The 24157-nt window shown below is 59.5% G+C and carries 29 protein-coding genes and 1 pseudogene; 20 read left to right on the forward strand and 10 right to left on the reverse strand.

The genetic code is table 11. The annotated features are described in order from the left end of the window. The first annotated feature begins 662 nt into the window (after positions 1 to 662). The 3 genes from ACS5Q1_RS03780 (at position 663) to ACS5Q1_RS03790 (ending at position 2788) form a co-directional block, all read left to right on the forward strand. Positions 663 to 1331 (forward strand): peroxiredoxin, encoded by a 669-nt coding sequence (locus ACS5Q1_RS03780; RefSeq protein ID WP_473096936.1) that lies wholly within the window; start codon positions 663 to 665, stop codon positions 1329 to 1331. A 143-nt stretch (positions 1332 to 1474) separates the two neighbouring features. Next, positions 1475 to 1909, forward strand: a complete 435-nt coding sequence (locus ACS5Q1_RS03785) for an OsmC family protein (protein WP_473096937.1) — start codon at positions 1475 to 1477, stop codon at positions 1907 to 1909. An 18-nt stretch (positions 1910 to 1927) separates the two neighbouring features. Further along, positions 1928 to 2788, forward strand: coding sequence for a sulfurtransferase (locus ACS5Q1_RS03790; RefSeq protein WP_473096938.1), 861 nt, complete (start codon positions 1928 to 1930; stop codon positions 2786 to 2788). A 4-nt stretch (positions 2789 to 2792) separates the two neighbouring features. Here ACS5Q1_RS03790 and ACS5Q1_RS03795 read toward each other — a convergent pair whose 3' ends face one another. From ACS5Q1_RS03795 to ACS5Q1_RS03810, 4 genes are all read right to left on the reverse strand, one after another. After that, the gene (locus ACS5Q1_RS03795; RefSeq protein WP_473096939.1) at positions 2793 to 3989 is read right to left on the reverse strand and encodes an O-succinylhomoserine sulfhydrylase; all 1197 of its coding nucleotides are present in this window, start codon (positions 3987 to 3989) and stop codon (positions 2793 to 2795) included. Between the two features lie 91 nt (positions 3990 to 4080). After that, on the reverse strand, positions 4081 to 5697 hold the full coding sequence (gene cysN, locus ACS5Q1_RS03800) for a sulfate adenylyltransferase subunit CysN (protein WP_473096940.1): 1617 nt from the start codon (positions 5695 to 5697) through the stop codon (positions 4081 to 4083). Further along, positions 5697 to 6683, reverse strand: coding sequence for a sulfate adenylyltransferase subunit CysD (cysD, locus tag ACS5Q1_RS03805; RefSeq protein ID WP_473096941.1), 987 nt, complete (start codon positions 6681 to 6683; stop codon positions 5697 to 5699). Before cysD ends, cysN begins: the two co-directional genes overlap by 1 nt. Then, the gene (locus tag ACS5Q1_RS03810; protein WP_473096942.1) at positions 6667 to 7431 is read right to left on the reverse strand and encodes a phosphoadenylyl-sulfate reductase; all 765 of its coding nucleotides are present in this window, start codon (positions 7429 to 7431) and stop codon (positions 6667 to 6669) included. The genes cysD and ACS5Q1_RS03810 overlap by 17 nt, the downstream gene beginning before the upstream one ends. Before the next feature lie 184 nt (positions 7432 to 7615). Between ACS5Q1_RS03810 and ACS5Q1_RS03815 the strand changes: the two genes are divergently transcribed. The 5 genes from ACS5Q1_RS03815 (at position 7616) to ACS5Q1_RS03835 (ending at position 14970) form a co-directional block, all read left to right on the forward strand. Next, complete coding sequence (locus ACS5Q1_RS03815) at positions 7616 to 8077, forward strand: Lrp/AsnC family transcriptional regulator (protein WP_473096943.1); 462 nt, start codon at positions 7616 to 7618, stop codon at positions 8075 to 8077. A gap of 156 nt (positions 8078 to 8233) precedes the next feature. Next, the gene (locus ACS5Q1_RS03820; protein WP_473096944.1) at positions 8234 to 9985 is read left to right on the forward strand and encodes a diflavin oxidoreductase; all 1752 of its coding nucleotides are present in this window, start codon (positions 8234 to 8236) and stop codon (positions 9983 to 9985) included. Positions 9986 to 9996: 11 nt separating this feature from the next. After that, complete coding sequence (locus ACS5Q1_RS03825) at positions 9997 to 11715, forward strand: NADPH-dependent assimilatory sulfite reductase hemoprotein subunit (RefSeq protein WP_473096945.1); 1719 nt, start codon at positions 9997 to 9999, stop codon at positions 11713 to 11715. After that, positions 11712 to 13235, forward strand: coding sequence for a siroheme synthase CysG (gene cysG, locus ACS5Q1_RS03830; protein WP_473096946.1), 1524 nt, complete (start codon positions 11712 to 11714; stop codon positions 13233 to 13235). The genes ACS5Q1_RS03825 and cysG overlap by 4 nt, the downstream gene beginning before the upstream one ends. An 811-nt stretch (positions 13236 to 14046) precedes the next feature. After that, positions 14047 to 14970, forward strand: a complete 924-nt coding sequence (locus tag ACS5Q1_RS03835) for a GGDEF domain-containing protein (RefSeq protein ID WP_473096947.1) — start codon at positions 14047 to 14049, stop codon at positions 14968 to 14970. Between the two features lie 68 nt (positions 14971 to 15038). Here the strand turns inward: ACS5Q1_RS03835 and ACS5Q1_RS03840 are convergent, their stop codons facing one another. Next, positions 15039 to 15416 carry a hypothetical protein gene (locus ACS5Q1_RS03840; protein ID WP_473096948.1) on the reverse strand — a complete coding sequence of 126 codons (378 nt, stop codon included), beginning with the start codon at positions 15414 to 15416 and terminating at the stop codon, positions 15039 to 15041. 409 nt (positions 15417 to 15825) lie between these two features. Between ACS5Q1_RS03840 and ACS5Q1_RS03845 the strand changes: the two genes are divergently transcribed. The 3 genes from ACS5Q1_RS03845 to ACS5Q1_RS03855 all read left to right on the forward strand — a co-directional run bounded on the left by ACS5Q1_RS03845 (position 15826) and on the right by ACS5Q1_RS03855 (position 17916). Then, positions 15826 to 16242, forward strand: coding sequence for a hypothetical protein (locus ACS5Q1_RS03845; RefSeq protein ID WP_473096949.1), 417 nt, complete (start codon positions 15826 to 15828; stop codon positions 16240 to 16242). 12 nt (positions 16243 to 16254) lie between these two features. Further along, positions 16255 to 16575: a DUF6894 family protein gene (locus tag ACS5Q1_RS03850; RefSeq protein ID WP_473096950.1), complete on the forward strand. Its 321-nt coding sequence runs from the start codon at positions 16255 to 16257 to the stop codon at positions 16573 to 16575. Between the two features lie 202 nt (positions 16576 to 16777). Further along, a protein-coding gene (locus ACS5Q1_RS03855; RefSeq protein ID WP_473096951.1) for an IS3 family transposase occupies positions 16778 to 17916 on the forward strand; the annotation gives its coding sequence in 2 pieces (ribosomal slippage) (positions 16778 to 17045 and positions 17045 to 17916; 1140 coding nt in all). Positions 17917 to 17974: 58 nt separating this feature from the next. Here the strand turns inward: ACS5Q1_RS03855 and ACS5Q1_RS03860 are convergent. Beyond that, the gene (locus tag ACS5Q1_RS03860; protein ID WP_473096952.1) at positions 17975 to 18100 is read right to left on the reverse strand and encodes a hypothetical protein; all 126 of its coding nucleotides are present in this window, start codon (positions 18098 to 18100) and stop codon (positions 17975 to 17977) included. Between the two features lie 243 nt (positions 18101 to 18343). On the opposite strand from ACS5Q1_RS03860, the gene ACS5Q1_RS03865 reads away from it, so the two are divergent. From ACS5Q1_RS03865 to ACS5Q1_RS03885, 5 genes are all read left to right on the forward strand, one after another. Next, entirely contained in the window at positions 18344 to 18613 is a 270-nt protein-coding gene (locus tag ACS5Q1_RS03865) for a hypothetical protein (protein ID WP_473096953.1), read from the forward strand. A 464-nt stretch (positions 18614 to 19077) separates the two neighbouring features. Next, on the forward strand, positions 19078 to 19422 hold the full coding sequence (locus ACS5Q1_RS03870; RefSeq protein WP_473096954.1) for an integration host factor subunit alpha: 345 nt from the start codon (positions 19078 to 19080) through the stop codon (positions 19420 to 19422). Between the two features lie 26 nt (positions 19423 to 19448). Next, positions 19449 to 19655 (forward strand): hypothetical protein, encoded by a 207-nt coding sequence (locus tag ACS5Q1_RS03875; protein ID WP_473096955.1) that lies wholly within the window; start codon positions 19449 to 19451, stop codon positions 19653 to 19655. 100 nt (positions 19656 to 19755) lie between these two features. Continuing rightward, entirely contained in the window at positions 19756 to 20025 is a 270-nt protein-coding gene (locus ACS5Q1_RS03880) for a hypothetical protein (RefSeq protein ID WP_473096956.1), read from the forward strand. Between the two features lie 104 nt (positions 20026 to 20129). Then, entirely contained in the window at positions 20130 to 20384 is a 255-nt protein-coding gene (locus ACS5Q1_RS03885; protein WP_473096957.1) for a hypothetical protein, read from the forward strand. 229 nt (positions 20385 to 20613) lie between these two features. On the opposite strand, the gene ACS5Q1_RS03890 is transcribed toward ACS5Q1_RS03885, so the two are convergent. After that, on the reverse strand, positions 20614 to 20880 hold the full coding sequence (locus ACS5Q1_RS03890; protein WP_473096958.1) for a dodecin family protein: 267 nt from the start codon (positions 20878 to 20880) through the stop codon (positions 20614 to 20616). Between the two features lie 118 nt (positions 20881 to 20998). Between ACS5Q1_RS03890 and ACS5Q1_RS03895 the strand changes: the two genes are divergently transcribed. The 4 genes from ACS5Q1_RS03895 to ACS5Q1_RS03910 all read left to right on the forward strand — a co-directional run bounded on the left by ACS5Q1_RS03895 (position 20999) and on the right by ACS5Q1_RS03910 (position 23247). After that, a complete protein-coding gene (locus tag ACS5Q1_RS03895; RefSeq protein WP_473096959.1) occupies positions 20999 to 21331 on the forward strand; it encodes a hypothetical protein in 333 nt (110 codons plus the stop codon). Positions 21332 to 21935: 604 nt separating this feature from the next. Further along, the gene (locus tag ACS5Q1_RS03900; protein WP_473096960.1) at positions 21936 to 22676 is read left to right on the forward strand and encodes a calcium-binding protein; all 741 of its coding nucleotides are present in this window, start codon (positions 21936 to 21938) and stop codon (positions 22674 to 22676) included. Between the two features lie 89 nt (positions 22677 to 22765). After that, complete coding sequence (locus tag ACS5Q1_RS03905) at positions 22766 to 22993, forward strand: DUF6894 family protein (RefSeq protein WP_473096961.1); 228 nt, start codon at positions 22766 to 22768, stop codon at positions 22991 to 22993. Between the two features lie 131 nt (positions 22994 to 23124). After that, positions 23125 to 23247 (forward strand): hypothetical protein, encoded by a 123-nt coding sequence (locus ACS5Q1_RS03910; RefSeq protein WP_473096962.1) that lies wholly within the window; start codon positions 23125 to 23127, stop codon positions 23245 to 23247. A 70-nt stretch (positions 23248 to 23317) separates the two neighbouring features. Here ACS5Q1_RS03910 and ACS5Q1_RS03915 read toward each other — a convergent pair whose 3' ends face one another. The 3 genes and pseudogenes from ACS5Q1_RS03915 to ACS5Q1_RS03925 form a co-directional block, all read right to left on the reverse strand. Next, complete coding sequence (locus ACS5Q1_RS03915) at positions 23318 to 23605, reverse strand: excalibur calcium-binding domain-containing protein (protein ID WP_473096963.1); 288 nt, start codon at positions 23603 to 23605, stop codon at positions 23318 to 23320. Positions 23606 to 23616: 11 nt separating this feature from the next. Then, positions 23617 to 23811, reverse strand: a complete 195-nt coding sequence (locus tag ACS5Q1_RS03920) for a sunset domain-containing protein (RefSeq protein ID WP_473097006.1) — start codon at positions 23809 to 23811, stop codon at positions 23617 to 23619. A 54-nt stretch (positions 23812 to 23865) separates the two neighbouring features. Further along, a pseudogene (locus ACS5Q1_RS03925) lies at positions 23866 to 24141 on the reverse strand (thermonuclease family protein); the annotation flags it as partial. Positions 24142 to 24157 lie beyond the last annotated feature (16 nt).

The following is a 24157-nucleotide window of genomic DNA, read 5'->3' on the forward strand; positions in this document are numbered from 1 at the left end:
CCAGCGACTTCTAGAGAATTGCCTTGCATTCTACCCTCCCGGGTTGTGATCGAAGCGAGAGCAGGCAGCAAGCTACCGATGGCTCCTAACAGGGCAGAGAAATATCCGCTAAAAAGAACAAGTGTCAAATGACCTGGGCCGCTTGCTGTGTTGATTTCCTCCTGTCCTGTGTTCTTTTGTAGTACACAGCTGCAGGTTCATAGAATGAAGTTCTACCGCATCCCCGTTGCTGCAGTATGTTTGTACTAGAAACGGGGTTAATAGCGGAGGATAAATTTTTATTCGTTCGAGCATTTGCGGCAGAGGCTTTTTTATGTCTCAAACAGGTCCACAATAATCCTATTTAGAATAATCTTCTCCAAAAGAAGGTCTTTCTGGCAAACTATTTTATTTCCGCTTGTTCTATAAAAAGAACATTTTTATTGACTTAGTGCTTCTCCTGCCGGAAACTCCGATCCTGCCAGTAGGTGCATTCCCTGCTTCAAGTTAGCTTCCGGCACGATTCCATTCGCATTACATGGCTGAAGTCGAGATGAGGATCTGTAGCGTGCGCCTTGTGACTGGTAGCGAAGCGATGAAACACACGTGATCGGACCAATCGATTGCACCCTGCCTTGCAAATGCAGCGACCAATCCACGCGTAACGGAGAGAGATCCCTCCTATGACACTTCAAATCGGCCAGATTGCCCCTGATTTTGAAACGGTAACGACCGAAGGTCCGATTCGCTTCCATGACTGGATCGGCGATTCATGGGCAGTGCTGTTTTCGCACCCGAAGAATTTCACTCCCGTGTGCACGACGGAACTGGGAGAAGTGGCGCGGCTCAAGCCCGAATTCGATCGCCGCGGCGTGAAGGTCGTCGGCTTCTCCGTCGATCCCGTCGAGAAGCACGAGGCTTGGGCCCGTGACATCGAGGAGACACAAGGGGCAGCCGTCAACTATCCGATCATCGGGGATCCCGACCTCAAGATTTCCAAGCTCTATGGCATGCTCCCGGCCAATGCAGGCGAAACCTCCGAAGGGCGCACGGCCGCAGACAATCAGACGGTGCGCAACGTCTTCATCATAGGTCCCGACAAGAAGATCAAGCTGGTCCTCGTCTATCCGATGACAACCGGCCGTAACTTCGATGAGGTGCTGCGTGTCATCGATTCCCTTCAACTGACGGCCCAGCACCGGGTCGCCACCCCTGCCAATTGGAAGCAGGGCGAGGATGTCATCATCGCAGGCTCGGTTTCGGACGAGGAAGCCAAGGGCCTTTATCCGGGCGGCTGGAAGGCACCGAAGCCTTATCTGCGCATCGTGGCGCAGCCCGCGAAGGTGAGCTGATCCGATATCTCCACACTCAGCGAGGGGCGAAAGCCCTTTGCCTATAAAGTGGCGCCGTCAGCTCTATTGCGAACGGCGTCTCAATGCGCTAGCGGCCAGGTTGGCCGATGAGGGTGCCCGATGCGCCTATCCAAGGAACCGAAATGACCAGCATGAAAGCGCGCGTGTCCTGGGTCCAGGGCATGATGTTTACGGGCGAATCCGGGAGCGGGCACGCTATCGTGTTAGACGGCGCGCCTGAGAGCGGCGGCCGCAATGTCGGTATCCGCCCTATGGAGCTCATGCTGCTGGGGTTGGCCGGCTGCACGGCATTCGACGTGGTGCTCATCCTGAAACGCGGTCGTGAGCTTGTCACTGATTGCGTCGTCGAGGTCGACGCCGAGCGCGCGCCGACGGATCCAAAAGTGTTTACGACAATCCACCTTCAATACCGCCTCTCCGGACACGGACTATCCGCCGAGAAAGTGGAGCGTGCCATCCAGCTGTCCAAGGAGAAGTATTGCTCCGCATCCATCATGCTGGGTCAGGTTGCGGAGATCACGCACTCCTGGATCGTCGATCCTCGTCTTGCCGCGTAATTGGTCAGGGCCCTTGTCATGACGGCCTCACCCCTCATTTCAGCCGAATGGCTTGCCGATCATTTCCTCGATTCCTCGCTTGTGATCGTAGATATTCGCTCGACGGAGAGCGGCGGCCAGGAAGCATTCGAGGCTGGGCACATTCCCGGTGCTATCCACAGCGACTACGCCGCCGATGGCTGGCGGATCGCCGAAGGTGGCGCTGGCGGCCTGCTGCCTGATGCCGCCCATTTGTCCGCCCTGCTGAGCCGCATCGGAATGACGCCCGAGCATCATGTGGTTATCGTCTCGGCCGGGGAAGTCGCTTCCGATTTCAGCGCCGCCGCTCGGGTCTATTGGACGCTGGAAACCGTGGGTCACAGACAGGTGTCGATTCTCGACGGAGGCTTCAGAGCTTGGCGGGAAATAGGCGGCCCAGGGGAAACCGGGCTACCTACCCCGGTAGTAGGTCAACCTTATCCCGTGCAGCTGACAGGGAATCTGCGAGCAGAGATTCATGCTGTCGCGAAGGCTGTCACAAATGCCGATGCAACGCTTCTCGACGGGCGCTCACAGGCTCAATTCGACGGGCGTGAGAAGAGCCCGCAGGTCGTGCGAGCCGGTCATCTGCCAGGTGCCGTTCACCTGGATCATAGCAGAGCCTTCCAGCCTGGAACGGGACGTTTGCGGCCCGTCGCCGAACTGAAGCAGCTTTTCGAAATGGTTCCGTCCGGGCCTGTGATCAGCTACTGCAACACCGGTCACCTCGCCTCAACGAACTGGTTCGTGCTCTCGCAGGTGCTGCAACGTCCCAATGTCACGCTCTATGACGGCTCGATGTCGGAATGGACGCAGGATTCTGGCAGACCCGTCGTTACGGACGAAAGCCACGGCAAGTAGGCACTCAAACCTGCTCGAGAGCCTGCGTCAGGTCGTCAATCAGATCACCGGGATGCTCAAGGCCGACCGAGAGTCGGACCAGACCTTCCGAGACTCCCATTTCCGCACGCTCCTCTGCTGTGAAGCGCTGGTGCGTCGTCGTGGCTGGATGGGTGATGAGGCTCTTGGCATCGCCGAGATTGTTGGAGATCCGGATCAGATCGAGGGCGTTCAGGAAGCGAAAGGCCCCTGGTTTGCCGCCTTCGATCTCGAGCGCGATCAAGGTCGAGCCTCCCGTCATCTGTCGGGCAATGATATCGGCCTGCGGATGATCGGCGCGGCCTGGATAGATCAGGCGCCGGATCTTGACATGTCCTGCCAACGCGTCCGCCACGGTGGCCGCCGTCCGGGTCTGACGCTCGACGCGCAGGGGAAGTGTTTCCAGGCTTTTCAGAAGCACCCAAGCGTTGAAGGGAGACATCGAAGGGCCCGTCTGCCGGAGCAACGTATGGACGTGCGTCTGGATGAACTCCTCGGACGCAAGAATGACGCCACCAAGGCAGCGCCCCTGTCCATCGATGTGCTTGGTCGCAGAATAGACGACGCAATCAGCTCCGAGTTGCAGCGGCTTCTGCCAGATGGGGGATGAGAACACGTTGTCCACTACCAGCTTCGCCCCGGCGTTGCGCGCAATACCGGCGACGGCTTCGATGTCGATGACCTCCAGGGTGGGATTGGCCGGGCTCTCGAGAAAGAAGACCTTCGTCTCCGGCCGCACGGCCTTGCGCCACGCATCGAGATCCGTTCCATCGACCAAAGTGGCTGCCACTCCAAACCGCGGCAGGAGTTCGGCAACGACATAGCGGCATGAGCCGAAGAGGGCGCGTGCGGCGACGATGTGGTCGCCTGCCTGCAGCAGGCCCATGAGAGCCGCCGTCACGGCGGCCATGCCGGTTGCCGTGGCGCGCGCAGACTCTGCCCCTTCAAAGGAAGCGATGCGCTGCTCGAACATCGTGACCGTCGGGTTCGAGAAGCGGGCATAGAGAAAGCCTGGGCTCTCTCCCTTGAAACGGGCCTCACACTCTTCCGCGCTGGCATAAACATGACCCTGGGTGAGGAAGAGCGCTTCGGAGGTCTCGCCGAACTCCGACCGCAGCGTGCCTTCATGGACAAGGCGGGTATCCGCATGCAGGGGCCGGCTTCGGCGTGAGCGCGTGCTCATTGTTCGTCCTTCAACCTGGCCGGCTGCGTCTCCTCGGTGGCTCAGCAGGCGTTTGTCATGATGATTGGTGTTTCAGAAAGGGATCCGGTACCTACTTGGCGCCGGAACTCTGGGGACCGCCGCCGTGCTGGCCGGTTGCAACGGACAAGCCATATCTAATGCGGGCCCACAGACGCTCGTGGCCGTAATAGAGCACGAGCTTGGTCACCACCTCGGTCGCGCCAATAGCCGCGGCTAAGCGGATATCCTGGCTCAGGACAATTGCTGCACCTATGGTCGCAACCGATCCGATGACCCGCCACGACATGGCCTTGAGAGCGCTGCGCCGCTTTTGCTCGCCGGACCATTTGATCCAGGCCAGCGGAGCATTGTTGCGGACGACCTGGAGGTTGACCGGCTGCTCGGCCACTGCGCCATCCACTAGCCCGATTGCCACTGTGTCGAAGCTCTCCCGGTCGATGAGGATGAAGCCGCCGGTGCGACGGCTCTCCACATAGGGATCGAAGGCGATGGGCTGGTCCAGAGCAAGAACGACAGTGCCGATGTCGTTGGCTCCCAACGACGACACGGGCACAGAGGCGAGCGAGGCAAGATCGATCCTCTGACGCACACGGACGACCCTTGCAGGCACTGACGCTGCACCGATCTTCAACAGAAACTGGTCACCTTCCTTCAGATGCTCCGTCGCCATCCAGAACAGGCGGGCTTCGATCCTGTTAGCAACCTGAGCCTGCCTCTTCACGGAAGCAATGACGTCACCTCGCGAGATGTCCACCTCGTCGGACAGGGTGAGCGTGACGGACTGACCGGCAACGGCCTCATTCAGCTCTCCGTCCATCGTCACGATCTGCGCAACGGATGTCTCCAGTCCGGAGGGCAGGATTCGCACCCGGTCGCCGGACCTGACACGGCCGCTGGTGACAAAGCCGGCAAAGCCGCGAAAGTCCGGGTTGGGTCGGTTGACCCACTGGACCGGCATGCGGAACGGCTCCGCATCGGCTTTCTGCTCGACCTCGACAGTTTCGAGATAGGAGAGCAGCGTCGGCCCAGCATACCAGGATGCTTGCGACGATGGCTTGACGACGTTTTCGCCGTGCAGAGCCGACAAGGGAATGGCGGCAATCTGATCGAGGCCCAGATTGACCGAGAAGGCCCGGAACTCCTCACCGATCTGCTTGAATCTCTCCTTGGACCATTCCACGAGGTCCATCTTGTTGATGGCCAAGGCGACATGGCGGATCCCGAGCATCGACACGAGAAGGGCGTGACGGCGGGTCTGGCGCGTGATGCCCTTGCGCGCATCGATCAGAAGGATGGCCACATCAGCCGTCGAGGCGCCCGTTGCCATGTTCCTCGTATACTGTTCATGGCCGGGCGTATCGGCGACAATGAAGGTCCGCCTATCGGTCGAGAAGAAGCGATAGGCGACATCGATCGTAATTCCCTGCTCGCGCTCGCTTGCAAGACCATCCACCAGGAGCGCGAAGTCGATGTTGCCGCCCTGCGTTCCATGCTTGCGCGAGTCACGCTCAAGCGTTGCGAGTTGGTCATCGAACAGACGCTTGGACTCGTACAGCAAACGGCCGATCAGCGTGGACTTGCCATCGTCGACGGAGCCGCAGGTGATGAAGCGGAGCAAACTCTTCCGTTCATGGGCCGCGAGATAGTCCTCCAGCATGAAACTCTCGGGTGCGGGATGAACGGTCATCAGAAGTAGCCCTCTTGCTTCTTGCGCTCCATGGACGCTGCCGTGTCTTTGTCGATGGCGCGCCCATGGCGTTCGGATGTGCGCGCCTCGAGTGTTTCGCGAATGATGTCGGGGAGCGTGGCAGCCGTGCTTTCCACGGCGCCCGTCAGGGGATAGCAGCCGAGCGTCCGGAACCGGACGGATCGCAGCTGTGGCTGCTCACCGGGATGAAGCGGCAGTCTCTCATCGTCGACGAGAATGAGCATGCCGTCCCGTTCGACGACCGGACGCTCGGCCGCGAAATAGAGCGGAACGATGGGGATGTTCTCCCGGTGGATGTAGAGCCAGATGTCGAGTTCGGTCCAGTTCGAAAGCGGAAAGACGCGCAGGCTCTCGCCGCGGCGCTTGCGGCCGTTGTAGAGCTGCCATGGTTCCGGCCGCTGGCGCTTGGGATCCCAGCGATGATGGGCGTTGCGCAGCGAGAACACGCGCTCCTTCGCGCGCGATTTCTCCTCGTCGCGGCGGGCGCCACCGAAAGCGGCGTCAAAGCCATAACGCTCGAGCGCCTGCTTGAGCGCCTGGGTCTTCATGACATCGGTATGGACCTCGGAGCCGTGGCTGATCGGACCGATGTTGCGGGCAAGCCCGTCCGGATTGGTGTGCACCAAGAGATCGAGCCCCAGTTCCTTCGCTCTTCGATCCCGGAACGCGATCATCTCGCGAAACTTCCACGTAGTGTCGACATGAAGGAGCGGAAATGGCGGCTTGGCCGGATAGAAGGCCTTGAGAGCCAGGTGCAGCAGGACCGACGAGTCCTTGCCAATCGAATACAGCATGACAGGATTGTCGCTTTCAGCGACCGCCTCGCGCATGATGTAGATGCTCTCCGCCTCGAGGCGATCGAGATGCGTCAGGCCGGACCGAAGCAGCTTGCCCCCGGATACGGAACTTTGAGGATCGGGCAGCTTTGCGTGGCGCACGCTTTCTGCCTCACGCCTGCTGGTCATGGGAATGCTCCTGAATTTGATGGGTCGGCACGAGGTGCAGGCCGCACTCTTTCTTGGCCTCCTGCTCCCACCACCAGCGCCCCGCACGCTCGGGCTCACCCAAGCGGACCGCCCGGGTGCAGGGTGCGCAGCCGATGGACGGGTATCCCTGGTCGTGCAGTGGGTTGTAAGGAACGGCATTGTCAGTGACATACCTGACGAGATCCTGCCGGTTCCAATCCGCCAGGGGATTGACCTTGATCAGGCCATAGCCGGCGTCCTGCGCCGCCAACGGCACGGCGGCGCGAAAGGCCGATTGTTCGGCACGCAGACCCGTGATCCAGCCTGCGGCCCCGGTCAGAGCCCGCCCCAGGGGCTCCACCTTGCGAACATCGCAGCAGGTTTTGCGAGCCTCGACGGAATGACGGAAGCCGTTAATGCCTTGGCGTACTACTAAGCTCTCCAGATCAGCACGATCAGGACTGACGGCATTGATCCGGCGGCCGTAACGCTCCTCTGTCTGCGCCCAGAGATCGTAGGTCTCAGGAAACAGCCGACCGGTATCGAGGGTCACGAGTTCAATGTGAATGTCGAGGCCCGCTCTGAAGATCGCATGGGTGATCGCCTGATCTTCGAGACCGAAGCTCGTCGTAAAGACCAACCGGCCCGCGATCGAACGCGAGGCGAGAGCAAGTCTCTCGGGAAGGCTGGCGTCCTTCATGGCGCGGGCCAAAGTGTCGGCTCGCACGCCTCCTGAGCCCAAATCCATCGCAAAAACCTCCGCAGCGCAAAATCGAACTTGTTCTTAATAACGAACGATGTCAAGGTCGCGTCGTTCTGAGCTGGAGGGATGGCTGGCCAGTCAATAGGTCAAGTTATCCCAAGTAGAGAAGATTTATTCACCGGAAGACAGAACGAAAGAAATTCTATTCGATAAAAGGCGGGATGCAGAGATGGATCGCATCGACCGAAAAATTTTGGACCTTCTTCAGCAGAATGGCACGCTTTCTGTCGCAGACATCGGCCATCGCGTCGGTTTATCTCAAACGCCATGCTGGAAGCGGATTCAGCGTCTTGAAGCCGAGGGCGTGATTCAGCAACGGGTCGCGCTTCTGGATCCTGAAAAGCTGGGGCTCGGCCTGACGGTCTTCGTGTGCATCGAGGTCGGCGATCATACCCAGGAAGCCATCGACCAGTTCATTAATGCGATTGCGACCATGAACGAGGTCGTGGAGTTTCACCGGATGGCCGGCGATGTCGATTACATACTCCGCGTCGTTGTCTCGGACGTAAAGGCTTATGACTTGTTTTATAAGCGTTTGATCGGGATCGTTCCGCTCAAGAAGGTCAGCTCTCGCTTCAGCGTCGAGCGGGTGAAGTTCACGACAGCGCTGCCGATCGAGACAACGGCGTAACGAAGATCCGCGCTTGTCATATATTCCTATGTTCATAGATGAACAGAATTCTCTTCTCTCTTTTGAGACCCTGAGAAAAGAAGTTTCTATCAGGCGTCGTTCTTTAAAAAGAACATTCCATTGACTTGCACTGGAGCCCCGCGCGACACTCGAGCCATGTCAGCATCAGCCCTTCTGCCCCAAACAGCGCCCTTCGGAGATGACGATCGGCTCAGCCTCGATCGTGTCCTGAGTGCGGCCTCGCCGATCCAGCGCGCGTGGCTCGCCGGCTTTCTCGCCGGGATCGACGCAGGTCAAACGCCCCTCCCCCGCGTGGATGCGCCAGCCCGCGCGGCAGAGCCTCTCACGATCCTCTTTGCCAGTGAGTCCGGTAATGCGGAGCGGCTGGCGCAGGACGTGGCGAAGCTCGCCCGCAAGGGCGGCTTCAAGCCGAGGATTATCGACTTCGCCGATCTCGACATTGCCGATCTGCCCAAGCATGAGCGGCTGGTGGTGATCGCCGCCACTTGGGGCGAAGGCGAGCCGCCGGCCCGCGCCGCCCGAGCCTATGCAGACCTGATTGGGGGATCGGCGCCGCGCCTTGAGGGCACGAGCTTCGCCGTCCTGGCCTTGGGCGACACCGCCTATGCCGAGTTCTGCGGCGTCGGCAAAGCTATTGATGCACGGCTTGCGGAACTTGGAGCGGCGCGCGCGGTCGACAGGATCGATTGCGATCTCGACTTTGACGCTCCGGCAGCGGCCTGGATCAAGAGCACTCTCGAAGCCTTTGCTCCGGCGCAAGAGAGTTCCGGCAACGTGGTGGCCGTCGATTTCAGTTCCCGTGCCAGCACTGAGATCAGCCGCGAACCGGTGGCCGCCGAAGTGCTCGAGCATGTCAATCTGAACTCTTCCCGCTCCGACAAAGAGACCGTTCACCTGGCGCTCGGCTTTGACAGCGGAGCTCCAGCCTATGAGCCCGGCGACTCTCTTGAACTCTTCCCCGAAAACGATCCGACCCTTGTCGAATCCGTTCTTGCGGCCACAGGACTCGGTGGCGATGACGCTCTGCGCGCCACCCTGACGACCGAGCGGGATATCACCACGCTCTCCGTCAAGACGCTCGAAACCTTTGCTGCCGAGACGGGGCATGTAGATGTGCGCAAGCTTCTGGACAAGGGGCAGGCTCGCGCCTGGACCGAGGGGCGCCAACTGATTGATCTGATCGAGGCCTTTCCCGCATCCTTGACCGCTCAGCAACTCACGGCCTTCACGCGCCCATTGCCGCCGCGGGCCTATTCCATTGCCTCTTCGCGCAAGGATGTCGGCGACGAAGCCCATCTGCTCATCGCCACTGTTCGCTATGAAACGCATGGTCGTGCACGTGGTGGTGTCGCCTCGACCTTCGTGGCCGATCGCCTCAAGGCGGGCGCGGCAACCCGAGTTCGCCTGAAGCCGAACAAGCATTTCCGGCTGCCCGATCCCTCCACCGACATCATCATGATTGGTCCGGGTACGGGCGTTGCCCCGTTCCGCGCCTTCGTGCAGGAACGGCGGTCCGTTGGAGCCAGCGGCAGATCCTGGCTGTTCTTCGGCGACCGACGCTACACGCACGACTTCCTGTATCAGTTGGAATGGCAGGACGCCCTGAAGGACGGATCGCTGACCCAGGTCGATCTCGCCTTCTCCAGGGATACGCCGGAAAAGGTCTACGTCCAGCATCGTCTCTGGGACCGCCGCCGCGACGTCATCGACTGGTTGGATAATGGCGCCCAGCTCTATGTCTGCGGCGACGCCAAGGCCATGGCGAAGGATATCCGCGCGGCACTCGTCGCAGCCTTCGCGGACGTGAAGGCCATCTCGCCGGAGGCTGCCGAGCTCGCCGTCAGCGACCTTGAGCGCGGCCGCCGCTATCACCAAGACGTCTATTGAGAAGCGAAACGATGTCCAAGGAACTCTCGCGCAACGAGCGCATCAAAGAGGCGAGCGGCTATCTCCGCGGCACGCTTGCGGAAGGCCTCACCGACGTCGTGACCGGGGCGATTACCGAGGACGACCAGCAGCTGGTCAAGTTCCACGGCATGTATCTGCAGGATGACCGGGATCTGCGAGCCGAGCGCACGAAGAAGAAGCTCGAGAAGGCCTATTCCTTCATGATCCGCCTGCGCATTCCCGGCGGCGTCTGCACGCCGGCCCAGTGGCTCCAGCTCGACCGGATCGCTCAGGACTATGCCAATGGAACCCTGCGCCTGACGACCCGGCAGACTTTCCAGTTTCATGGGGTCATCAAGGCGAACCTGAAGGCGACGATGAAGGCCATCGACACGGCCCTTCTCGACACCCTCGCCGCCTGCGGCGACGTCAACCGCAATGTGCTGGCCTCCACCAATCCGCATCAGTCCCGCGCCCACAAGGCCGCTCTCGATCTCGCCCGGTCGATCTCCGACCATCTCCTGCCGCAGACACCGGCCTATCGCGAGATCTGGCTTGACGGCGAGAAGGTCGTCGGTGGCGAGGAAGTCATAGAGCCCGTCTACGGCCGGACCTACCTGCCGCGCAAGTTCAAGACTGTAGTGGCCGTCCCTCCGTCGAATGAGGTCGACATCTTCGCGCAGGATCTCGGCTTCATCGCAATCCTCGACAAGACAGGCGAGATCAAAGGCTGGAACGTGACGGTCGGCGGCGGCATGGGCATGACCCATGGCGAGGAAGATACCTATCCCCGCACGGCCGACGTGCTGGGCTTCTGCCGGCCCGAGGATGCGCGGGCTGTGGCGGAAGCGGTGGTGACGGTGCAGCGCGACTGGGGCGACCGTACGCTCCGCAAGCATGCACGCCTCAAGTACACCATCGAGGATCGCGGCCTCGACGCATTCCGTGCCGAGGTCGAACGGCGCATCGGCAAAGCCTTGCGCAAGCCGCAGCCGTTTCGCTTCGACAGCAATGGCGATCGGTACGGATGGGTTGAGGGCGAAGACGGCCGCTCCCACCTGACGCTCTTTATCGAGAACGGCCGCCTGCGCGACATCCCGGACGGTCCCTCGCTCATGACGGGGTTCCGCCGGATCGCAAAGGTTCATGACGGCGAGTTCCGCCTGACCGCGAACCAGAACGTCATCGTGGCCGATGTCTCGCCCGAGAAGCGTCCGGAGATCGAAGCGCTCGTGGAGGAATACGGCTTGACGAGCCATGCCACGGCGTTGCGCCGCAATGCGATGGCGTGCGTGGCCCTCCCAACCTGCGGCCTGGCGCTGGCCGAAAGCGAGCGCTATCTGCCGTCGCTTGTGACGGCCCTTGAGGAGCGCCTCAACCTTCGGGGTCTTGCCGAGGACGAGATCACGATCCGCATGACCGGCTGCCCGAATGGCTGCGCCCGCCCGTATATCGCGGAGATCGGTCTCGTGGGCAAAGGTCCCGGGCGGTACAATCTGTATCTCGGCGCCGCGTTCGACGGCTCCCGTCTGTCCAAGCTCTATGCTGCCGACCTGCAGCACGATGAGATCGTCGCCACTCTCGATCCGCTCTTTGCGGCTTATGCCCATGGCCGCAAGCCCGCCGAACGGTTCGGCGATTTCGTCATCCGCGCTGGCATTGTCGCCGCGACAGCCAATGGGCCGGACTTTCACGCCAATACAGGCCCTCTGGCCGAGGCGGCGGAATGAACGGGCCCCTGCGCCCTGAGGATCGGCGCCTAGCGCGCCTCAACACCCTCCCGAAGCTGCCGATCTTCGTCGATCTCGCCGGGCGCTCGATCCTTGTAGTGGGCGGGTCCGATGGGATCGCCTGGAAAGTCGAACTTCTCGCGGCAGCCGGCGGCACCGTCAGGATCCTTGCCGAGGATCCCTCGCCTGAACTGCTTGCGCTCGCCCAGAACGACCCGGAGCGGCTTACCCTGGTGCACCGGCCCTGGCGCGAGACCGACCTTGTCGGGGTCTCCGTTGTCGTAGCGGATATCGAGGATCGACAGGAAGCCGAACTCTTTGCCGACACGGCACGCAGGCACGGCACGCTCGTCAACATCGTCGATCAGCCTGCCTTCTGCGACTTCCAGTTCGGCACCATCGTCAACCGCGCTCCCGTCATCGTGTCCATATCGACCGATGGAGCCGCTCCCATCCTGGGCCAGGCAATCCGCCGGTGTGTCGAAGCCGTCCTGCCCTCTTCTCTCGGCATGTGGGCTCAGTCGGCAAAAGGCTTTCGTGATCGCCTGCGGGACATTGTGCCCTCGAAACAGAATCGACGCCGGTTTTGGGAACAGTTCGTGGATGCCGCCTTCACGAACAGAATTCATGAGCGTGAGTTGGACGGCGCACTGGATCAACTCGCATACGAAGCGCGTGGTGGCGCTTCGGAGGGGCGGGTGCTCGGCGAGGTCGTCATCGTCGGTGCAGGCCCAGGCGATCCCGAACTTCTGACTCTGAAAGCGATGCGCGAACTTCAGGCGGCCGATGTGATCGTCTATGATCGCCTCGTCACGCCTGGCATTCTTGAGCTGGCCCGGCGAGAGGCCCGACGGGTCCATGTCGGCAAGGAGGGCCATGGCGCATCCTGCCGCCAAGAAGACATCAATGCCCTGATTGTCGATCTGGCGCTTGCAGGTGAACGTGTCGTCCGCCTCAAAGGTGGGGATCCCGCCATCTTCGGCCGCACCGGCGAGGAAGTCACCGCCTGCCGGGAGGCTGGCGTTCCGGTTCGCATCGTTCCTGGCATCACGACTGCGAGTGCCGCAGCTGCCTCGCTCAACGTATCACTGACCCATCGCGATCATGCCCAAAGGGTCCAGTTCATCACCGCTCATGACCGGCATGGAGATCTTCCGGAAAACTTGAATATCGGCGCTTTGGCCGACCCACAGGCAACGACGGTGGTCTACATGGGCCGGCGTACCGCATCCAAGCTGGCGACGCGCCTGATCGAGAATGGCCTGCGTCCCGAGACGCCGGTTGTCGCGATCAGCAATGTTTCGAGGGACGATCAGAAGAGCTCGCATACAACCATCTGGAATGTTGCACGTGGCGTCCCCCTGCCTGAAGATGGGCCATTGATTATTGCGATCGGAGCATCCGTTGGCACTGCAAGCGAAGTTGCGCATCAAAAGAACCGCGCAATCAACGCTCTCAATGAGGCAGATCAGTTCGTTCCAAAGAATGAGCAGGCTGCCCCCGCTCTGCTAGATCATTGAGAAGGATTGAAGCTTCTTTCATAACGGCTTTGCCGATGCAGGCGCGGAAATCTGATCGAAATAAGCGATCCTGCCTGCGACAGCCGTTCCGACCGTGAGCCAGAAAAGAAGGATACCAATAATCATCTTGCGCGATGAGCGCGAATGACAGCGTGCCATATTTCTGAAGGTCGATTAGCTCTGCACCTTTGGTTATTATAACCGCGAGCATAAATCGTTCCAGTAATCTCATCGCTTCAAACGAAATTTAGAAGTTTATTCTTCTGCCGCTCGAGCCGATGCATGAACATTCTCTACCTTCTGATTAACTGGGATGAAACTTCTAAAGCCTGCAGCGGAGGAGCACGGCGCTCGCGTAAAGATCCAGACCAAATACAAAATGCCCGAGAATATCAGCACTCTAATCTGGGTCGCCGTCGGGCAAAGGGCTGAGTATGCGCTCGGACACGACGCATTGTGGGCAAAAGAAAAACCACCCTCTTGGAGCGCTTCAGCGTATCCGGTCCGGGGCCAATCAGGACCAGAGAGTCAGCAGTGCCAATTGGGCAGTGCGCTTTCACAGAACGACCCCATAATCTTCGAAGCTGGGCCGTATTCCCGCCAAGGTTAACTTTATGTTAACAGCTTCCCGTAGGGGCAACTGCGGGCCGGTGGGCCGCGTCTTGGTTCATCATAAGAACCAGACGCGGCTTTTTGCATTGAATGGCACGAGAATGACGGCCCTCGGACCCGATGGCATGAGGGTTTCTACGGATAGACGAGCACCCATGAGCTGATATGGGTCTGATACAAGTCTATAACGGTTGATGGCATGCCTGGGTTTGTTGCTGATCTGGACGACGAAACGCTTCGCCATCTGGTGGAGACACTGACCGAAAGCGGACAGGCGATTTGCCTCTACGATGCAGAAGACCGGCTCAGGTATGCCAACAAGACTTACCAGGACATGTTCCTGGGCGACTATGAAGGCCCGTTCACCTTCCCCGACATCCTTCGCTACGCTCACGCGCACGGGCGTGGGGTGAGGATCGATGATGGCGATGTGGAGGCTTTCATTGCCAGGACCCTCGCCCGGCGCCGGATCGTCCCGCGTAAGTCATTCCAGACTGACCTTGTGAACGGCCGCTGGTTCTGGATGGATCACACCATCCTGCCGAACGGCTGGTTGCTCACAGTGGGGGCTGACATTACGGCGCTGAAGCATGACGAGAGGTCCCTGCGACAGGCGCACGACGCAGCTCTCCTTGCCTCCAGGACCGACGTTCTCACAGGCCTGCCGAACCGCCGCTATATCCTTGAGATCCTTGACGAGCGTCTTAGAGACCACCAGCACGAAGGTTCCAGCCTGTGTGTCGCCCTGATCGATTTCGACTGGTTCAAGTCGATCAACGATCGCTATGGCCACGAAGTCGGCGATGTGGTGCTGCAGAACTTTGCAGCGGTATGCCGTGAGAGACTGAACCCTGAAACCTCCATTGGTCGAACCGGCGGCGAAGAATTTCTGATCTTGCTACCGTCTATCAGCCTTGAGGCGGCTGTCGGAACCTTGCACCATCTCAGGACAGACTTCCCGCTAGTCCGAGGTGAAGAGGATACTGTTGACCTTGCCTACACGTTCAGCGCCGGGCTCACGGAAGCCCTGCCCCAGGACAACAGGAACTCGATTCTGCATCGCGCGGATCGAGCCTTGTATGCCGCGAAAGCAGATGGTCGCAACTGCACGAGAGTGAGGTAGACAGAACGAAGCAGCGGCTATGCTGTTGAATCATCGGTCACACCAACTTGCCTCTTGGGCTGGTAGCCTCACCAAGCAGTCGGATGGAGGCGCCGCTTCCAACGCTCGTGCCTCGGAAGTTGCGCAGCCTTAGCCAGACGGTTGATCAGCCTAAGCTCGGCCGCCTTCGACGATGTCACCATCGGTGGCCGAATCATCTCGGCCTCTAGTATGCGCACTGGTCCTGGGGTGGGGTTGGATGCCATCATCTGTGCAACAGCTCCGGAACGCTTCTTCCGAGGCTTGCGTGACTTGGCCTTCACACTTTCTCCCGGTGCCGGCTGAACGTCATGGACGGGCGCTGCGTCCTCTTCAGCGGCAGGAGTGATCTCGGTCGGCGTCACGGCACCCGCAGGTTCCAGCGCTCGCGCGTGCACGTCCTTCACATCCTCAGAGGCTGTGGCCATCGGATCGAACTCGCTCTGTTCCTGATGAGCCTCCACTGAAGAGCGCTTGCGGCGAACAGACTGAACGGGCTCAGAAGCGTCTAGTACGGGCTCAAGGATGCTCGGCAGAATCCGAGGGACTACCACTCGTTTAGCGACAGCTTGAGGTTCTTTCTTCTGGAGAACCCTCGTAGGCTCATTTGGAACAATTGTGAACGAACGCCTTGGCGGAAGATGGCTACGGTGACCTTGCACACGGGACGTCTTGATCTCAACAGAGAAAGACTTTGAATTCCGCTTCATCTTCTATGCTGGCTATGAACTTGAAAAATGATGGCCTATGAGCTTGCGTGCATGACGTCAACACTAGAAGCACATGTTGCTTTTCATCCCAGGCACGAGCTCTAGTTAGGTCTAAGGAGGGCTGACGATGACTGATGATGAAGTAGAGGCCGTGGCGGCCGAACTTGCCAAAGCGGGTGGGGTCTCCTGGCACTCAGGTGAGGAGCGCGGTCCTCTGAAGGTGGTCATGAATCGTTACCGCGAGCGGGCGCGCCTCGCCCTCGCTACTCTCGAGCGCGTCCGGACAGTCAAGCAGGCTCACACTCTTGATCCGACCGAGATCGAGCAGGTGAGCCAGAACCCTCAAGCTGGCTCCGATCCTGCGTCGCCGCACGAGGAGGTCGCTGTTGGAAGCCTGGTCTTGTACCGCCCTCCAGGAGACAAGAGAGCCTATCCATGCCGGGTCCAGCGGGTCGATGGAAGCCGCGTCTACCTTGCCCCTGAGATCCCAACCTGCACCGGCTGGGTGGATCTTGCCAATCTTTCACTGTCAGTCATTCAGTAAGGCGTTCAATCCGTGACAAGTCTTACCAAGAGCAAAGTGGTGCCGACCGACGGCTTCATCGAAGCCGACCCGCTGGCTGGTTCTTTGGATGGGCCCGGACGAGTACGCTACTACTTCAATCTCACTGATGGCGAGACCATGATCCGCGATCAGGAGGGCATCGAGACGGCCAGTATTCAGGCGGCCGTGGTCTCGGCTATGGAGGCCGTCGAAGAGCTACGGGATCAGGATCCGTCCAATTCGGACGAGTGGCAGGGATGGCGGCTGGAGATTGTCGATGCATCGGGCCGAGCGGTGCAGATGATCCCGCTTGATGCTCGCTCCGCGCATTAATCGTGCATCAAACGGGTGAGCACTCGGCGATTGCCCTCGTGAACATCTGATTCGACAGCGGCAATCTTCTCTTCGCCACACGTGTCATAGGATATAGGCCTATGAGCTGATGAGGTGAGAGCTGGCTCGGAGAATTTGGACAGTTAGATAAGTGGAGTTTCTGCCTGACCGCAGCCAGAATGGCTGTCGAACAGGAGAAGCTATGAGCAAGCGACCGCGCCGGAACCACTCTCCGGCTTTCAAGGCCAAAGTGGCCCTTGCTGCTGTGAAAGGCGAGAAGACCTTGGCCGAACTGGCCCAGCAGTTCGACGTGCACCCAAACCAGATCACTCAGTGGAAATCGCAGCTTCTGGACGGAGCGGCCGGAGTGTTTGGGCCTGAGCCCAAGGCTGGAACTGACGCCCCGCCGGTGGATGTGAAGACCCTGCACGCTAAGATCGGCGAGCTCACTCTGGTCAATGATTTTTTGGAAAGCGCGCTCGGCAAAGCCGGACTGTTGCCGAGCGCAAAGCGATGATCGACCGCTCTCATGATCTGCCGCTGGCCCGGCAGGCCGAGGCGCTCGGGATCAGCCGGGGCAGCGTCTATTATGTGCCTCGGCCGGTCTCAGCAGCCGATTTGGCCGTGATGCGGCGCATGGACGAACTGCATCTCGACTATCCCTTTGCCGGCAGCCGGATGCTGCGCGACCTTCTCATGGCGGACGGCTTTACGATCGGACGCCTTCACGTCGCCACCCTGATGAAGCGCATGGGCATCGAAGCGATTTACCGCAAACCCGACACCTCAAAGCCAGTACCGGGACACAAGATCTATCCCTATCTGCTGCGTAAGCTACCGGTGACAAAGCCCAATCAGGTCTGGGCCATGGACATCACCTACCTCCCCATGGCTCGCGGGTTTGTCTATCTCGCGGCGGTGGTCGACTGGTTCAGTCGGCGCGTACTGTCTTGGCGGCTGTCCATCACTCTGGAGGCAGCCTTCTGTATTGAGGCGCTGGAGGAAGCCCTGGCCCGCTACGGCTGCCCTGAGATCTTCAACACGGATCAAGGAAGTCAATTCACCAGCCACGACTTCACCAGCGTGCTGCTCAAGAACGAGATCGCGATCAGCATGGACGGCAAGGGCGCCTGGCGCGACAATGTGTTTGTCGAGCGCCTGTGGCGCAGCATCAAATACGAGGAGGTTTATCTGAAAGCCTATGACAGCGTGTCCGAGGCCCGCGCCTCGATTGGCCGCTATCTGACCTTTTACAATGGCCGGAGGCCTCATTCGAGCCTTGACCGGAGCACACCCGATCAGGCTTATTTCAATCCGCTGCCGCAACTCGCGGCAGCGTAATCCCGGCAGGCGCTCCACTTAGCGAACCGAAAACGCTGTTCAGACAAACCGAGCCACCTCAGTGACCTGCGTATGCCAGCAGCCCGAAAGCAATGGGCAAACTGCCCCATCGGCAAAGAACTCCCAGGACATCGGTGAATGATGGCAGCGGGCGAGTGATGAGCAGATCCTTTTCGTCATCCATGGCCGCTTCTCATGAGCGCGTACCGAGGAGGCATTCCCTCAAGACGGTGCCACGACATGATCTGAAACGAACTCAAGACGTTCTTCTGTCGTGCATCAGACATTCATGCATTGCTCGCACACGTCCCAACATGAGATTTCATGTTAACTGGACAGTTACATCGATAACAAAGCTGACATCCGCGACCTCTGCCCCTTTTTCACAGCTTTGGTAGCATCCAACCATCATCCTCACTGCCGTCTTATGACCTACAGCCTGATCCAGCTCGCCCCTGGCGCCTATGACCTCCTCCTGAATGGTGAGGTGATGGGCAGTGTCGTGCGAACGGGCGAGCGCAGCAACAACACCGTCTGGACGGCGGAGCTGCTTGAGGATCTGCCGCACGGTCAGCGGCCCGCCCCCTTTGCGGAGGTCGAACATACCTTTCTCACTCTGGAGGCTCTCTGTGACTGGCTCGGAGATCCGCAGGTCAAGAGCAACTTCGGGCGCAGCGCGGTCGCCCGGAGCGCCTGAGTGATCCATCCGACCGTGATGGTGCAGGAGCCTGCAATGAGGCTGGTGGAGAGGTGTGCTGTATTCACTGAAGCTTCATTGAGACAGGATCATTCCAGGATAAGGGTTGCCCAACCGTATTACCGGCCAAGCCCCTGATCTCAAAATCCCTCACATTTATGGACTTCGCCAGGTTCAGGTTCTCGGTCCCTCAAACCGCCTGCACCTGTTTCAGCATCACTCGCTTCTTCGCAGCATCGGCATCGTGGCCCTGTGTCTTCCTGGTCACAACTTTTAGGAAAGTTCATCAAGAAAATTTCGTAAACGATTACATTGGCGCAATGAGACTTCAATATTCTGCTGGCTACGATAATGCCATTGCGCGGCCCGCACTACCCTGCAGGCCGTTCCTCTGAGGAAGTCGCTCCTCTCAAACTCCGGCTGCTAGAAACGGCAGCCCTTTTTCTTCGAGCGAGGCTGTCCTGATGACCGGCAAGAGTGTCACGCGCGCAGAGCTCGCTGAGGCTGTGTACCAACGGGTTTCCGTGACCAAGGATTATGCGTCAGATCTGGTTGATCAGGTCCTCGAGACGATCTGCGCCACGCTTGAACAAGGCGAGAGTGTGAAGCTATCGTCGTTCGGGGTGTTCACCGTGCGCCAGAAGGGCAAGCGCCCTGGTCGCAATCCCACGACCAACGTGGAAGTGGCCATTGAACCCCGCCAAGCCATCACGTTCAGCGCCTCGCCTCGTCTCAAGGCCCGCATAAACCAGCCTTCTGTCGCAAGCGTGCTCGTCTCGCCAGATTTTGAGAAGGGTGAAACAGCATGAAGAAAGGATCAAGACCGGAGCAGGAGATGAGCACGTCAAGCCTTGCTCTCTTCGGCTGCCTGATCGGCATCGCGGCTGTCGCGTTGCACCAAATTCACCATGCCGTTACCAACAACATCCCGGATGATGTCTACACCCATGTCTTTACTGAGCTGATCGTGGGAGCTTTCGGCGGCACGCTCCTGTTCGGCGCCATTGCGCTTCTCAGAAGGTGGTTCAAGGAAAGGCGCTAGGCGGGTCAACACTCACTGGAGGGCTTGTGTGAAGGGGGCTATCTCCATTGCAGCATGCAGCAGCGAGTGTGAGATTTTCTTACAGTTTGGGAATGACCTGATGTCTCCGGATGAAATCGAAGTGGTTGCTGCGGAACTCGCGCGGGCTGGCGGCCTGCCGTGGTTTCCTGGACGGGAGCGTGGCCCCTTGAAGCCGATTGCGGAGCGGTACCGGGAGCGGGCCCGTATGGCGATCGAGGCTCGCGACCGACACCGAGCGCGCAAGCAGGGCAGAGCCTGCGGCAGAGATGTCGGGAGCCTAGCGGCTGAACGACAGCAGCGTTCCGGTGTCTGCCCTCGTGCTGAGATTTCGGCTCGGGTTAAAGGCTAAGTCGGACGTCGTCCTCGTACGGTAGCCATCGAGGCGATGGATCAGCAGCGAGTACTGGGAATACGAGGGCGGTTTCACCCGGAAGGACACGAGAGGTGTAAAACATGCTCAACGCTGAGTTGGCGCGGCTTCGCGACTACAACACGGGAATTGCTGGACTGCTGGATGAGCTGGAAAAGCATTTGGCGCAGCCGCTCCCATCTGAGCCGCCCTACCGGGTCTTGTCGGAGGCCAATGCTCTCCAGGACAAGGTGTATGAGATGGCCAGAACGGTAGGCAGTGTGAAGCGGGCAATCCGTGACAAGATCCTTCAGCACACGCTTGCTATCGACATCCCTTCTCTGGAGGATAATACGTGAAAAGTCGGCCTTTGGCTGAGGGACGCTCGCCAGCGTTGCAGACCCTTCTCAGGCATAGCCAGATTTAGAAGGCTAAATTTTGCGGGAAGAGAGATCCCGCGCCAGTAGCATGGAAGCCGCCAAAGCGTGGAAATCTCCCGACACATTTTTCCAAGCGTCTTGCGCGCCTTAGACCTATAGCCGCTCCACCGCTAGGTCATTGAAGCGCTTAGAAAGCCGGCGCTCCGTGTTATGGGTACCCACCGTCGAGTGAAAAGTCGGCCTTGAGCACGACCCGATAGTGGCGGACGTCACGGTTCGCGATATGCCCGCGGGTCTGCACGACTTCGAACCAGTAGAGATTCCGACCGGAACCGTTGTTCAGTGTGCGAGTTTGGCCGTGTTGATGCGAACCGTACAACCAGTGATAAACACCATTTTTCTCGTGCCGGCTCGACCGCTCCAGCATGCCGTGGGGAGACAACTGGACCGCTTCAGCCAGCCGAAGCTTGGTCATCTGATAGTCGCTCTGAAGAGCCTAGAGAATTCTCAAGTCGATTTCGTCGAATTTCATGGCTATCTGGAATCCTAGGGCAATGTAATGGTTGCCCATGACAATTATCCGAGACAATCCCATGTGCGACCAAACCCGCCCCGCTCCCGACCAGAGCGCTGCTCCCTCACTGAAGGGAGCAGACCTGGTGAACTGGCGCCCCACCTTGACGAATGGCACGGTAGCGACAAAGCACAAGCTGCTGACAGAACAGGGCCTCGTGTGGGCATTGGCACAGAATCACGTCGCCGTTGCTCCGTCCAACGCGTTTATGGTGGGCGGGAGCAACACTGGCGGCATCCGTATTTGCACCGGCGGTCGCTTGTCGCACCTTGGCTTGAGCGAAGCCCTCCAAACCGTCAGGCGCACCCTTGAGCAACTGCCGCCGGTGTTCGACGTGGGCTCCATCGCATAAGCCGCGCTCTCATTGTCTCATGACGTTTCAACCGTTGAGAGGCCGGTGAGTAATTATCTTTCGTCTTGCGGGTGAGATGCCGCAGCAGGATGCGGCTCATCGCGAGATAGAGCAGCATCTCGCCGGTTTCGACTATGTGTCTGGATGCGAGGCCTCCTTGGCGGCGACGACTTGCAGAGCCTGGGGGAGGGAGAGCTCCGGGATCGGGTGGCTTGAAGCGCGAGTTGGTGAGGTTCTGCGGAGAGAATTATGGCGCGCCCACTCCTTCACCCGTACCCCAATCCTTATTCCTGGCGCCTTTCCTGAGAAATGTTGTTCTCGTCAGAAGCGCTGATCATTCCGTCGAGTCAAACCATAAAATAGATCGAAGATCGTTGTACTCTAGTTCCGCTGCGGAATTATTCTTGCGCTTGTTCGAAATAAATCTAGTTGTATACTTTGAAGATAAGCCAACAATACTAATAAATTTGAAATGAATATTTACCAGACATAGGATTTGATTTATAAGTTCCGTGTGGGGCGCTTACCACTGCACCCTGCTTCACGTTGATACTTGTGACCCGACGCGTCCTCTCACGTGACGCGCATATCAAGGAGACGAGACATGGCAACTTTAGGAGGCGGGGCGTTCAACGACTCGCTGCACGGCACTGCCACTGCGGACGTGGTGTTTGGGCACGGCGGTGATGACCTGATCTTCGGCGGAGGAGGTGGCGACGCTCTCTTCGGCAACGAAGGCCAAGACGTAATCTTTGGCGGGAGCGGAGATGACTGGACGTCCGGCGGCTCTGGAGACGACTGGCTAACCGGCGGCGAGGGAGCCGACATCCAGGACGGCGGCGAAGGCAATGACGTTCTGTTCGGCGGCAACGACGATGACATTCAACGCGGCGGTGCTGGCGACGACGACCTCCGCGGTGGTCATGGCAACGACATTGAGCTCGGTGGCGACGGGCATGACATCATCGAAGGTGGTTCCGGTGACGATCTGATGCAGGGCGGTGTTGGCAGCGACATCCAGCGTGGTGGCTCCGGAGACGATATCCTGGATGGTGGCGCGGGAGATGACGTGCTTCACGGCGGGGCCGGCAGCGACACCTTCGTGTTTACCGGCGGCGGCGGCAACGATGTCGTTCTCGACTTCAAGGCCGGCCAGGATATCCTGCAGATCTCGAAAGGGATCAACGGAACCGATATCGCATCGGCTGACGATCTTACGAGCCGCGTTCAGCAGGTCGGGCACAACACGGTGGTCGACCTTGGCAACGGCGACAGCATCACTCTGGTGAATGTCAACGCTGACGATGTTCACAACAACCCGGGCGATTACTTCTCCGTCCAATAGCCGCAAACGGGTGCTGCGAACTTCGGTCGTGGCACCCACCCCGGTGACATCGAGGCCAGCGGTCGACGACCTGTTGCTGAGGGCTGGTGATGCGCTGCTATTTCCACCTCGTGAACGATCAAGAGACCGTCCCAGACGATACGGGCGTTGAAGTGCCAGATCTTAAGTCCGCAAAGGAGAAAGCACACAAGGCCATCAGTGAGTTGCGACGGGAGTATGATGGGGCAATTGACGACTGGACCGGGTGGCGGCTGGATATCGTTGGCCTCGAAGGAACTCTTCTTGGCTCCTATCCTCTTACCAAGGCTCGGCGTTGAGAGGGGCACCGGTGTCTCACGCCATCGGCGATGGCAATCCTCCGGGATCTGCAAAGCGGCCTATACCATCCGATTGGCCGAGGTTCTGGGGATTGATCCGCCAGATGAGATCCGCCGATTGATCGGGCAGCATGAGACGACTTGGCGTTCGAGCCTACCTGAACAACCGCCAGGCAGCTTTCATCGCCGCCAAGGCTGACACTCCCAAAGCGATCGAGATCACTCTCAGCATGGTCAGGGCTTTCGTCTCCTGAGCCATGGCACAAAGGCAAATAACACCTCCCCAGCCTGAAGCTGGAGAGGAGCTGAGTCACTAGGACCTGACTAGCAGCCGATCCGCTGCTTGATCGCGTCGACCTGAGATTTTGAGCGGCAGACGCTTTCACAAGGGATGCCATCCTTGTCTCTATCCGCCCCGCTATAGCCCCCACACCACATCTCGACAGCTTCTTCGCAGGTGCTGGCAGCGCTGCAACTCCTGCGCTGCGCTACCACGAACTCCTTGACCTGTTCGACGCTGCGCTTGGCGGGCTGGTCAATCAGACCACCCGCTGCGCTTGCCTGCCCAGCAATTACCATTGCGGCGAAAGCCGCGATCAGCACCTGCTTCATAATAGGCCCCCTCAGCCTCCTGGGGCTCGCCAACCGGCGGCCCTTGCCTCATCTTCCGTACAGAACCAGCGCTCCCCACTGCCTTCATCGACCACGGTCCGGTCATAGTTCCGGCTTCCCGGCAGGTGGTAGATCTTTCCCGAACTCGAGATATTGCCCTTGATGGGGCACTTGTGGTCCGATCCCGTCGAAGCCTCTGAGGCCAGCCGCTCGCCTCGGCGCCAGTCCCACGGCTCGACGAACTTCCCGGCCCAAAGCCCTCGCTTGGCGTTCCGGGCCTCTGCCTCTTCATTGGCATAGCGGCCATCAGAGTATTGCTTGTACTCAAGGGCCCAGCCCTGCCGGATCAGCTCGGCATTGATTTCGCGGCCATTCGCCTGACAGATAGCGACACTCCGGCCATAGCGGTCGCGATCCTTTTCCTCACAGGTCACGCGTCCGTTCCGGCCAATGAGGGCGGAAAGGGCTTCAGCTGCCCGGGAGCCACAGAGATACCGGTTGCCAGCGGCATCATCGCAGGTCTGCTGACCCTCAGGCGTGTCAACGCCTTAT

The sequence above is a fragment of the Microvirga sp. GN3 genome (assembly GCF_055792825.1).

Excerpts from the sequence above, each read along its gene's own strand:
- ACS5Q1_RS03880 (WP_473096956.1), top strand. The coding sequence starts at position 19,756 with ATGTCTCCGGATGAAATCGAAGTGGTTGCTGCGGAACTCGCGCGGGCT.
- ACS5Q1_RS03785 (WP_473096937.1), top strand. The coding sequence starts at position 1,475 with ATGACCAGCATGAAAGCGCGCGTGTCCTGGGTCCAGGGCATGATGTTT.
- ACS5Q1_RS03845 (WP_473096949.1), top strand. The coding sequence starts at position 15,826 with ATGACTGATGATGAAGTAGAGGCCGTGGCGGCCGAACTTGCCAAAGCG.
- ACS5Q1_RS03910 (WP_473096962.1), top strand. The coding sequence starts at position 23,125 with ATGAGACGACTTGGCGTTCGAGCCTACCTGAACAACCGCCAGGCAGCT.
- ACS5Q1_RS03790 (WP_473096938.1), top strand. The coding sequence starts at position 1,928 with ATGACGGCCTCACCCCTCATTTCAGCCGAATGGCTTGCCGATCATTTC.
- ACS5Q1_RS03890 (WP_473096958.1), bottom strand. The coding sequence starts at position 20,880 with ATGACCAAGCTTCGGCTGGCTGAAGCGGTCCAGTTGTCTCCCCACGGC.
- ACS5Q1_RS03780 (WP_473096936.1), top strand. The coding sequence starts at position 663 with ATGACACTTCAAATCGGCCAGATTGCCCCTGATTTTGAAACGGTAACG.
- ACS5Q1_RS03815 (WP_473096943.1), top strand. The coding sequence starts at position 7,616 with ATGGATCGCATCGACCGAAAAATTTTGGACCTTCTTCAGCAGAATGGC.
- cysD (WP_473096941.1), bottom strand. The coding sequence starts at position 6,683 with ATGACCAGCAGGCGTGAGGCAGAAAGCGTGCGCCACGCAAAGCTGCCC.
- cysN (WP_473096940.1), bottom strand. The coding sequence starts at position 5,697 with ATGACCGTTCATCCCGCACCCGAGAGTTTCATGCTGGAGGACTATCTC.
- ACS5Q1_RS03885 (WP_473096957.1), top strand. The coding sequence starts at position 20,130 with ATGCTCAACGCTGAGTTGGCGCGGCTTCGCGACTACAACACGGGAATT.
- ACS5Q1_RS03895 (WP_473096959.1), top strand. The coding sequence starts at position 20,999 with ATGTGCGACCAAACCCGCCCCGCTCCCGACCAGAGCGCTGCTCCCTCA.
- ACS5Q1_RS03820 (WP_473096944.1), top strand. The coding sequence starts at position 8,234 with ATGTCAGCATCAGCCCTTCTGCCCCAAACAGCGCCCTTCGGAGATGAC.
- ACS5Q1_RS03900 (WP_473096960.1), top strand. The coding sequence starts at position 21,936 with ATGGCAACTTTAGGAGGCGGGGCGTTCAACGACTCGCTGCACGGCACT.
- ACS5Q1_RS03915 (WP_473096963.1), bottom strand. The coding sequence starts at position 23,605 with ATGAAGCAGGTGCTGATCGCGGCTTTCGCCGCAATGGTAATTGCTGGG.
- ACS5Q1_RS03860 (WP_473096952.1), bottom strand. The coding sequence starts at position 18,100 with ATGGATGACGAAAAGGATCTGCTCATCACTCGCCCGCTGCCATCATTC.
- ACS5Q1_RS03795 (WP_473096939.1), bottom strand. The coding sequence starts at position 3,989 with ATGAGCACGCGCTCACGCCGAAGCCGGCCCCTGCATGCGGATACCCGC.
- ACS5Q1_RS03840 (WP_473096948.1), bottom strand. The coding sequence starts at position 15,416 with ATGGCCACAGCCTCTGAGGATGTGAAGGACGTGCACGCGCGAGCGCTG.
- cysG (WP_473096946.1), top strand. The coding sequence starts at position 11,712 with ATGAACGGGCCCCTGCGCCCTGAGGATCGGCGCCTAGCGCGCCTCAAC.
- ACS5Q1_RS03875 (WP_473096955.1), top strand. The coding sequence starts at position 19,449 with ATGAGCACGTCAAGCCTTGCTCTCTTCGGCTGCCTGATCGGCATCGCG.
- ACS5Q1_RS03905 (WP_473096961.1), top strand. The coding sequence starts at position 22,766 with ATGCGCTGCTATTTCCACCTCGTGAACGATCAAGAGACCGTCCCAGAC.
- ACS5Q1_RS03810 (WP_473096942.1), bottom strand. The coding sequence starts at position 7,431 with ATGGATTTGGGCTCAGGAGGCGTGCGAGCCGACACTTTGGCCCGCGCC.
- ACS5Q1_RS03870 (WP_473096954.1), top strand. The coding sequence starts at position 19,078 with ATGACCGGCAAGAGTGTCACGCGCGCAGAGCTCGCTGAGGCTGTGTAC.
- ACS5Q1_RS03835 (WP_473096947.1), top strand. The coding sequence starts at position 14,047 with ATGCCTGGGTTTGTTGCTGATCTGGACGACGAAACGCTTCGCCATCTG.
- ACS5Q1_RS03825 (WP_473096945.1), top strand. The coding sequence starts at position 9,997 with ATGTCCAAGGAACTCTCGCGCAACGAGCGCATCAAAGAGGCGAGCGGC.
- ACS5Q1_RS03865 (WP_473096953.1), top strand. The coding sequence starts at position 18,344 with ATGACCTACAGCCTGATCCAGCTCGCCCCTGGCGCCTATGACCTCCTC.